The organism is Streptomyces sp. NPDC051104 (genome assembly GCF_040682835.1).
Lineage (GTDB): Bacteria > Actinomycetota > Actinomycetes > Streptomycetales > Streptomycetaceae > Streptomyces > Streptomyces cynarae.
In genome coordinates this window covers 1-8199 of the sequence record NZ_JBFBBS010000087.1, presented here as the reverse complement: position 1 = coordinate 8199, position 8199 = coordinate 1, and the positions used below count along the sequence as shown (strand labels likewise).

Sequence of the window (8199 nt, the reverse complement as noted above, 5' to 3'; positions counted from 1 at the left end):
GACGGTTTTGATCTAGGAAATCCAGATCATCGCAGGTGGGAGGCACCCTTCTCCTGTCAGGGCATCAGGTCACGGCCGCAGCTGAATACATGAGGCTGAGTCATCCATCCGGAAGGCGTCCGGAGTCGGCGCGGCCGGCAAGGTAGATCATGACACCTTCAGGATTCATGCCGAAGGCGGCAGCGACGAGTTTGGGGTCCATGGTGTTCACCAGGTCGACGAGGAGGGTGCTTCGGATCATTCGGGGCGCGTATCCGCAGTCGTCAAGGACCTGGGAAGGGTACGTGGCGGCTGGCTTCCAGCTCGTAGAAGATCGCGTCGATCGACGAGACGGGGAGCCGCTCCGCGTCCCACTGACACCTGGGCCTGGAGCGCGGCGCGACGTCGGCCGGACGGCCGCGCCCCGATTGTCACGCCCCGAGGGTGGGGAGGTCAGTGCTGCGGATCACTGACACCGTGAGAGACTGCATGTTGGGGCGCGTTCGAACGGGGCGGGGGTTGTCCGTAGCCGGGTTCGGTGCGGTGTCATACGTGGAAGAGGGGCATCGGAATGCCTGCAGCAGGGCGCGTCGATCGGACCGGGAAGCGTGGGTCCGATGAGGCGGAAAGCGTGCTGCAGGCTGTCGAACCGCTGGTGGACGGTCTCGCGGCGACGTTCGGTCCGCACTGCGAGGTGGTACTGCACGACTACCGCTACCCGGAGAACAGCGTCCGCGCGGTGGCCGGGTCGGTGACTTCCCGCCATGTCGGGGGTGCGATGAGCGAGATCGGCCTCGGATTGCTGGCGCAGGGTGACGAGGCCGAGGACCAGCTCAACTACGTCACACGCACTGCTGACGGCCGTATGGTGAAGTCTTCGACGATGCTGCTGCGTACCGGCTCGGGACAGGTGGTCGGGGCCCTGTGTGTGAATCTCGACATCACCGAGCTGCGGGTGGCCGCCACCTCCCTGGCCGCGCTGGTCGGTAGTACCCCCGAGCCGGAGGCCACCGCTATGACGGTCTTCTCCGATGACATCGGCGAGGTCATCGAGACCGTGGTCGCGAAGGAGGAGGTGTCCATCGGCCGAGTGCTGCCGAGGGACACCCGTAAGGGCCGGCTCGCCATCATCGGGGCGCTGGACGCCAAGGGCGTCTTCAATCTGCCGAGGGCTGCCCAGCAGGTGGCCGCGCATCTCAATGTCTCTCGGGCGACCGTGTACGCCGATCTCAACGCGGTTCGTGGGACTGAAGCGGACGCGTAGCAGGAGCGGCCCGGACTTTCCTTGACAGATCTTCCAGGTCGTTGGACAGTGTGTCTGGCCGTCCTGGGCTGGTCTGTGCGAAGTCGCGCTGCTTCCCCGGGTGCCGCCGGTCATCACAGTCGTGAGCCGGGGGCGATTGCATGGCGCACCCACCCATTGCGCAGCGATCGATGACCAACCACATCAGTGCCAGCACACCGTTGCCGTTTGCCGATGTGTGGAAATGTTGCGTTCATTTTTTGCTCTAAAAGGGACCTAGGGGCTATTCATGAATTCTAGGCCGGTCGCACCGAAGCGGTTCTCCGACGCTGACCACCCCTACGCGGCGAGCCGCACAGCAGTAGGCTTGATTTTCGTGTCCGGACAGCTAGGGGTGCTCGACAACGAGATTGTTCCTGGTGGAATCGCAGCCGAGGCCCGGCAGGCGCTGGCGAATCTCGAGCTGCGCCTGGCGGAGCACGGTTGCGGTCCGGCCGACGTCGTGAAGACGACGGTGCTGCTGGCAGACCTCGCTGATCGCATCGAATTCGACACCATCTACGCCGAGTTCTTCACCGAGCCCCGCCCTGCCCGCACCTGCTACGCGGCAGGTGCACTTCCCTACGGCGCCCGGGTAGAGGTGGAGGCGATCGCCTCGGCCGACGTTTCCCGCGATTCGGCGAAAGAGTGACATGGCAACCATTGCTACGGCTACCGGTTCGCCCGGAAAGGCCGGCCGGACATCTGCACGGAGAGTGCCGGTACCCCTTGCAATTCCCGGCTTCTTGTTTCTGGCGATAGCGGTCACATCGTCAGTCCTTCAAGAGTCGAGGGCCGTCGGCGCCGGCGCCGACGGCTGATCTATCGGGATCGAGGAGAGTTATGAGCGACGAATCGGTGATCGCAGCCCAGGGCGCGGATCACTCCGGCGCGGACAGCCTCGATGCTGTGCCGCACAACAAGCGTGACTACTCATTCTGGGCGTTGCTGTTCGTCTTTTTGGGCATGCAGGTTCCGGTCTCCTACTTCCTCATCGGAGGGACCGTGACCGCCGGCCTGACGCTGGGCGACGCGTTTATGATCACCGTGGTCGGATCGATCGTCGGCTTCGTGGTTCTCGGCGCCGTCGGGGTGATCGGCTGGCAGACCGGGGCGAGCACGATGGTCTGCACCCGGCCGGCTTTCGGGCGCTACGGGTCGTGGCTGCCCGCCTTGATCGCCTTCATCGAGTTGACCGGCTGGGACAGCGTGCATGTGCAGCTGGCCGGCAAGCTGATGGGGACCATCGGCGCTCAGTGGGGCATGGGTTACACCTCCCTGTACAGCGTCATCGTCGGCCTGTCCATTGTTGTCGTGGTCAGCCTCGGACACCGGTTGCTGCGCCTTCTCGAACGGTTCCTCGTCCCGGTGGTCGTCGTGCTCGTCGCCATGGCCCTGTACGCGGTGCTCAGCGGCCAGCACCTGACCCAGCTCTGGCACACGGCCGGCAAGGGGCACCTGACCTTCATGCTGGCGTTCGACGCCATGTTCATCTCGGCACTGACCTGGGTCCCGATGGTCAGCGACTACACCAGGTACGGCAAGAGCCGACGCAGTTCGTTCTGGTCGGCGTTCCTGTCGCTGCCCGTCGCGCTGTTCATGCTCCTCGTCGGGCAGATCGCGGCGGTCGGGCTCGGTAACCCCAATGCGCTGCTGGCCATGGTGCATCACGGCACCGTCTTCGGGGTGGTGGCCTTCTTCGTCGCGATGTTCGCCACGATCGCGACCGCCGCACTGATCATGTACTCGGCGTCGATGTCGCTTCTCAACGTCGTACCCAAGGTACCGATCCGCCGGATCAACTACGGCACCGGTGCCGTGGTCATCGTCGCAGCGGTGACGGTCAACCTGCTCGGTTCCGTGCTGAACTGGCTGTCGTTCCAGGGCATCATGCTGATCCCGCTCTTCGCGATCGTGCTGACCGACTATTACGTCGTTCGTAAGAGGCACTACGACGTCGCCGAGCTGTACCGGCCCAAGGGCCTCTACTGGGGCACCGGCGGGTTCCACATCATCGGACTGGTCGCGTGGGTGATCGGCGCGATCGCCTACGAACTCGTGCACAACGGCGTTCCCTGGCTCGGCGGCGGCGTGGTGTGCTTCGTCGTCTCCAGCATCAGCTACTGGGCGATATCCACCATCACGGAGAAGCTCCGGCCCGGCGACACCGATGCCACCGCCCGCGAGCGCCGCCCCAACCCGGCGGCAGCGTCGCCGCGTACCTCGTCGATAAAGATAGGAGATGCCTCGTGAGCTTGCAGGGAAAGGTCGCAGTCGTCACCGGTGGGCTGTCCGGCATCGGTCGGGCGATCGCGACCCGACTGGCTGACGACGGCGCCCGGATCGTACTCGGCGACAGCGCCGAGACCTCCCGTGACGACGGCACGCCCGGTGACCGGCTTGCCGCGCAGTTGGGGGACGCGGTCCTGGTACGGGGAGACGTCGGGGAGCCGGCAGATGTGGACCGGCTGTTCGATGCCGCCGTCTCCGCTTTCGGCAGCGTCGACATCCTGATCAACAACGCCGGCGTCACCGTGTTCAAATCGCTGGCCGAGCTGACCGTCGAGGACTTCGACCGCGTGATGCGGACCAACGTCCGCGGCTCCTTCCTGTGCGCGCGCCGAGCCGTGGCCCAGATGCGTCGGCAGGAAGGGCGCGGTGTCATAGTCAACGTGGCATCGAACTTCGCCTTCGTGGGCGCCACCGACGCCGTCGCCTACTCCACCTCCAAGGGCGCTGTGGCCTCGATGACCCAGGCGCTGGCCGTCGAGGTGGGCCATGACGGGATCAGGGTCAACGCCCTGTGCCCTGGGGCCACCGCGACCGAGTTCAACCGACTCCACCGCGCCCGCCCGGAGATCGCGGCCGAGTGGGAACGGATGACGCCGCTGCGCCTGGACGGCGACAGGTACCTGGCCACCCCCGCGGAAATCGCCGACGCCGCGGCGTTCCTCGCCGACGACACATCCAGGTTCATGACCGGCGCGGCGCTGGTCGTCGACGGCGGCTGGAACGCCGCATGACGGACACGACCTCGCAGCACAGGACCGTACGTAACGAAAGGAACGCCGTGAGCGACCCTGTCGGAGCACCCGGCACCCTGACGTGGCTCGGCCACGCCACCGTGCTGATGGCGACTGAGGCCGGTACCCGGATCATCTTCGACCCGTGGCTGGAGGGCAACCCCAAGCGTCCCGAGGGCCTCGCGGACATCGCGCCCCTCGACGGGATCGCCGTGACGCACGGGCACTTCGATCACATCGGCTCGGTGATCCCCCTCGCCGCCGAGACCGGCGCCCCGGTCATCTGCACCCCGGAACTGGCTGCGTACTTCACCTCGGCCGGCGTGTCCGAGGTGATCGAGATGAACAAGGGGGGCACCATCGAGGTCGGCGACGTCGAGCTCACCATGGTCTCGGCCGACCACTCATGTGGGATCGCCGTCACCGAGGGAACACCGAACGCCTACGGCGGCGACCCGGTCGGGTTCATCGCCTCGCCGCCATCCGGCCAGGGGCGGGTCTACATCTCCGGGGACACCAACGTATTCGGCGACATGGCCCTGATCCGCGACCTGTACGCCCCCGAGATCGGACTCTTCCCGATCGACGGGCACTACAACATGGGCCCCCGCGAGGCCGCCCACGCAGTCGGGCTGCTCGGCCTCACCCGGGCGGTGCCCATCCACTACGGCACCTTCCCGATACTCACCGGCACCCCCGAGGAACTCATCCGGCACCTGGCCCAGCGCGGGACGACGACGGACGTGGAGGTCATCGAACCCGGGCAGTCGGTTTCACTCACGGCAAGGAGCCACCAGTGACCGCCGCGGGCAGCCCGGGAATGTTCCCCGGCGTGCGCCTGGAACGAGACGTCGAGGCGACCATGCGCGACGGCACGGTGCTGCGCGCCGACGTCTACGCACCGGACACACCCGGCGACCACCCGGTACTTCTGCAGCGCATCCCCTACGACAAGTCGATCGCACAGTCGATCGTCTACCGCCACCCCTCGTGGTACGCCAGGCACGGCTACCTCGTCGTCGTGCAGGACACCCGCGGCCGCTACGCCTCCGACGGTGACTTTGCCCCGCTGCGGTACGAGGCCGAGGACGGCTATGACACCGTCCAATGGGCAGCGCAACTACCCAACAGCAACGGCCGGGTCGGCACCTACGGCTTCTCCTACGCCGGAGCCACCCAACTGCTCGCCGCAACCCAGCGGCCGCCGGCGCTCACCTGCTGCGCACCCGGCTTCACCAGCAGTGACTACTACGCGGACTGGACCTACGAGGGCGGGGCGCTGAACCTGGCGTTCATCGTCTCCTGGACGGCACAGCTACTCGCCATCCCCGACGCACTGCGCCGCGGGCGGCCCGACGTCGCATCGGCGATCGCTCGCCGGCTCGGCGACGTCCCGGCGCTGTACCGCGAGCGGCCGCTCGCCGAGTTTTCGCTGCTCGCGGGCACCGAGGTCGCGCAGTTCTTCTTCGACTGGCTCGAACACGACCGTCGAGACGACTACTGGCAAGAGATCTCGCTGGAGCACCGCTACGACGACATCACCGTGCCCTGCCTGCACTTCGGCGGCTGGTACGACGTGTTCTCCCCCGGCACCGTGAAGAACTACGCCGAACTCTCGCGGCGCGCCGGTGACGGGACCGACAGACACCGTCTGGTCATGGGACCGTGGGTGCACCAACCGTGGGCGCCGATCGTCGGCGGCACCGACTTCGGTGCCGAGGCGATCAACCGCATCAACGAACTCCAACTGCAGTGGTTCGACCACTGGCTCAAGGACCGTCCCACGGAACTGGACCCACCTGTACGGCTGTTCGTCATGGGAGCCAACACATGGCTCGACACCGACTCATGGCCACCGCCGCAGACCACTGTTCAGGAGTGGTTCCTGCGCTCCGACGGCAGCGCGAACTCGTTGTCAGGCACGGGCGAACTCACGAAGAACCCACCCGCCGACGAGCCCCCCGACGTCTACGTCTACGACCCGGGCAACCCCGCCCCCAGCGCAGGCGGCCGCTCCTGCTGCGACGCCTCGGTATCCCCAATGGGCCCCGCCTGCCAGCACGCGGTCGAGATCCGCAACGACGTCTTGGTTTACAGCACGTCGCCACTGGAGCAACCCGTACGGGTCATCGGAAACGTCCGTCTGAAGCTTCACGCCGCAACCTCGGCGGTCGACACCGACTGGGTGGTACGGCTCGTCGACGTGGGGGAGGACGGAAGCACGGTCAACGTCAGCCAAGGAATCCTTCGAGCCCGCTACCGCGACGGACTGGACACCGCGAACTTGGTGGAACCGGGTGTCTCCTACGAGTACGACATCTCCTTGGGGCCGGCCTGCTGGGAGTTCGCCACAGGGCATCGAATCCGTGTGCAGATCACCAGCAGCGACTTCCCAGCCCACGACATCAACCCCAACACCGGCCAACGAGTGGGTGAGGTCGGGCAACTCGACGGCGTCGTCGCAACCCAGGTCATTCACCACGATGAACAGCGTCCTACGCGTCTCTTCCTCCCCGTCGCCACCTGACGCTGCGCCTGCCGAAGACCTCGGCTGGCCGACCTGACGCCGCATCTTCATCCGGCGTGCACCGAGGCCGGCGGCTTGGAAGCCGCCGGCCAGCACGGTGGACTGTCCTCGGCAAGCGTGTGCGCGGCATGCACGGCCAGTGTGGTCTTGCCGACCGCCGGCATCCCGTCGATCGCGGCCCTGCGTCGGCTGTCACTCATCCGGTCCTGCGCCGTCTGCACGATCGTACGCAGCTCCCGCGGTCGGTGAAGGCCGTGGTGTCCACCGGCAGGGTCAGGGTGAGCGGTGAGGCTGATCCTTTGGAGTGGACACCCTGACAATGGATCTTGAAGGTCCACAGGGATGTCCAGGTGGGACGCCAGTCTCCGTACTCGGAGGAGTTTCGCAAGGACGCCGTCGCGTTGTACCGAGCTGCCGGTGGCAAGCGCACGTACGCGGTAGTGGCCGCTGAGCTCGGGATCACCGGGCAGACGTTGCGCACATGGGTCCGCAAGAACACCGCCCAGCACACGTTGAAGCACCGCGTGGGCGGGGCCGGCCAGAGTCCGGCTGAGGAGCTTGCTCGGCTGCGGGCGGCGAACGCTCGGCTGCTCAAGGCGGAGCAGGAGCGGCTGCTGGAGCGCGGATCCTGCGCCGAGCGGCTGCCCGGGAGGTGAAGTGAAGACCCGTCGCTGGGACTTCATCATCGACTGGGACAACGAGCACGCGATCCGCGCACGCGGGAGCACGAGCGTGTCCTTGACCGAGCTGAGGGTGAAGGGGAATACCTATCTGCAGGCCCGGTTGGGGGTCGAGTAGGCGGGCTCGGGAGCGGGCGAGCAGGGGAACAGGGGCGTCGGCCGCCCACTCGGCGATCGCGGTCAGAGAGCGGGCGCCGGCCAGCACCGCGCAGGCGGCCAGGGTGAGCACGTAGACCAGTGGGTGGCGGCGCCCATGTCGGCGGCGCGGGTCGGGGATGCAGTCCAGGTGGCGCAGCAGGGACGGCACGTCCGGCTCCGCCGCAGCGGGAGCGGAGCCGAGTTGGACCAGCAGTCGAGGACACACTCCAGCCTTGGTCCACTCGGCCAGGCGGCGCCAACACGTCATTCCAGAGCCGAAGCCGAGCTCTTGCGGCAGATGTTCCCAGGCGATGCCGGTGTGCAGCACGAACAAGATGCCCTGAAACACCAGCCGGTCTGGGTGCCGCTTCCGTCCGGTCCTCCCTGATCGTCACCGGCCCCGCTGCGGCAGGGAAAACCACCGCCCTCCTCCACGTCGGCCGTGCCTGCCACCTCGCCCACACCCGCAAAAACCGGCTCTTCTGCTTGATGTGTGGGTACCTGACCAGCCCTGATGCATAAAACACGCCGTTCCCTGCTTAGGGTTTCGAGTTGCTGAGGCTCAAGATC

General features: G+C 66.7%; 8 protein-coding genes and 4 pseudogenes. 8 read left to right on the top strand and 4 right to left on the bottom strand.

What is annotated here, in order from left to right:
- Positions 1–100: 100 nt before the first annotated feature.
- On the bottom strand, positions 101–241 hold the full coding sequence (locus AB0N14_RS39155) for a hypothetical protein (protein ID WP_366030470.1): 141 nt from the start codon (positions 239–241) through the stop codon (positions 101–103).
- A gap of 369 nt (positions 242–610) precedes the next feature.
- Between AB0N14_RS39155 and AB0N14_RS39150 the strand changes: the two genes are divergently transcribed.
- The 6 genes from AB0N14_RS39150 to AB0N14_RS39125 all read left to right on the top strand — a co-directional run bounded on the left by AB0N14_RS39150 (position 611) and on the right by AB0N14_RS39125 (position 6811).
- Positions 611–1243 (top strand): PAS domain-containing protein, encoded by a 633-nt coding sequence (locus AB0N14_RS39150; protein ID WP_365728879.1) that lies wholly within the window; start codon positions 611–613, stop codon positions 1241–1243.
- A gap of 268 nt (positions 1244–1511) precedes the next feature.
- Positions 1512–1913, top strand: coding sequence for a RidA family protein (locus tag AB0N14_RS39145; RefSeq protein WP_365728883.1), 402 nt, complete (start codon positions 1512–1514; stop codon positions 1911–1913).
- A 191-nt stretch (positions 1914–2104) separates the two neighbouring features.
- Complete coding sequence (locus AB0N14_RS39140) at positions 2105–3514, top strand: cytosine permease (protein WP_366030469.1); 1410 nt, start codon at positions 2105–2107, stop codon at positions 3512–3514.
- Complete coding sequence (locus tag AB0N14_RS39135; RefSeq protein WP_365728887.1) at positions 3511–4284, top strand: glucose 1-dehydrogenase; 774 nt, start codon at positions 3511–3513, stop codon at positions 4282–4284. Before AB0N14_RS39140 ends, AB0N14_RS39135 begins: the two co-directional genes overlap by 4 nt.
- A gap of 47 nt (positions 4285–4331) precedes the next feature.
- Positions 4332–5084 carry a metal-dependent hydrolase gene (locus tag AB0N14_RS39130; protein ID WP_366030468.1) on the top strand — a complete coding sequence of 251 codons (753 nt, stop codon included), beginning with the start codon at positions 4332–4334 and terminating at the stop codon, positions 5082–5084.
- A complete protein-coding gene (locus tag AB0N14_RS39125) occupies positions 5081–6811 on the top strand; it encodes a CocE/NonD family hydrolase (RefSeq protein ID WP_366030467.1) in 1731 nt (576 codons plus the stop codon). Before AB0N14_RS39130 ends, AB0N14_RS39125 begins: the two co-directional genes overlap by 4 nt.
- Positions 6812–6858: 47 nt before the next feature.
- Here the strand turns inward: AB0N14_RS39125 and AB0N14_RS39120 are convergent, their stop codons facing one another.
- Positions 6859–7032 carry a hypothetical protein gene (locus tag AB0N14_RS39120; protein ID WP_366030471.1) on the bottom strand — a complete coding sequence of 58 codons (174 nt, stop codon included), beginning with the start codon at positions 7030–7032 and terminating at the stop codon, positions 6859–6861.
- Between the two features lie 129 nt (positions 7033–7161).
- On the opposite strand from AB0N14_RS39120, the pseudogene AB0N14_RS39115 reads away from it, so the two are divergent.
- A pseudogene (locus AB0N14_RS39115) lies at positions 7162–7501 on the top strand (transposase); the annotation flags it as partial.
- Positions 7502–7633: 132 nt separating this feature from the next.
- On the opposite strand, the pseudogene AB0N14_RS39110 reads toward AB0N14_RS39115, so the two are convergent.
- Positions 7634–7855: pseudogene (locus AB0N14_RS39110) on the bottom strand (transposase family protein); the annotation flags it as partial.
- Positions 7853–7969: pseudogene (locus AB0N14_RS39105) on the bottom strand (transposase); the annotation flags it as partial. The pseudogenes AB0N14_RS39105 and AB0N14_RS39110, both read right to left, overlap by 3 nt.
- 29 nt (positions 7970–7998) lie before the next feature.
- Here AB0N14_RS39105 and AB0N14_RS39100 point away from each other — a divergent pair.
- Positions 7999–8103 (top strand): annotated as a pseudogene (locus tag AB0N14_RS39100) (ATP/GTP-binding protein); the annotation flags it as partial.
- Positions 8104–8199 lie beyond the last annotated feature (96 nt).

Coding starts and splice junctions, on each gene's coding strand:
- AB0N14_RS39145 (WP_365728883.1), top strand. CDS start 1,512: ATGAATTCTAGGCCGGTCGCACCGAAGCGGTTCTCCGACGCTGACCAC.
- AB0N14_RS39155 (WP_366030470.1), bottom strand. CDS start 241: ATGATCCGAAGCACCCTCCTCGTCGACCTGGTGAACACCATGGACCCC.
- AB0N14_RS39140 (WP_366030469.1), top strand. CDS start 2,105: ATGAGCGACGAATCGGTGATCGCAGCCCAGGGCGCGGATCACTCCGGC.